The 530-nt window shown below is 45.1% G+C and carries 1 protein-coding gene; it reads left to right on the top strand.

Features of this window, described 5'->3' with window-relative positions; translation table 11 throughout:
• A partial coding sequence (locus N1032_RS27640) for a hypothetical protein (protein ID WP_259543931.1) occupies positions 1–290 on the top strand: 290 nt, incomplete at its 5' end.
• Positions 291–530 lie beyond the last annotated feature (240 nt).

The following is a 530-nucleotide window of genomic DNA, read 5'->3' on the forward strand; positions in this document are numbered from 1 at the left end:
AAACAGGAGGCCTCTCAGTGCGTTCTATTGAGACTGGTCTACAGGAGATGAGAACAAGATTAAAAGATGGCTCTCTCAAGATCTGCTCAGGTAACACAGAGTGGTTCAGGGAGAAACAAACCTACTTCTACGAGGACAAGGGTAAACCTGTTGACAGAGATAACCACTGTATCGACAGTTCTCGTTACGCAGTCTTATCAATGGTTGGTGGTAAATGCACAACTGTTGCTGAGGCTATCACTGGTGATGATGATGGATGGAAACGACTTCAACCACGTCTGAACTATTAACAAGCTCATAGCCCGCCCACTCCTCAGTACTGAGGACTGGGTTTTGAGGCTGTAACTATGAGGTAACTTATAATGGCACTTCCAAAAACTCTCGCAAGTTTCGACTTGAAAGGTATCCTCGACAACTGTCAAGACTTCATTGATCAGATTGTCCCAGAAGATACCCCTTTTTATAACGCTCTGGCTAAGGTGCCTCATCGCACTGGTAGCTTCAAATGGATCACTGATGCTAACGATGGT

The organism is Herbiconiux daphne (assembly GCF_024979295.1).
Classification (GTDB): Bacteria; Actinomycetota; Actinomycetes; order Actinomycetales; family Microbacteriaceae; genus Herbiconiux; species Herbiconiux daphnes.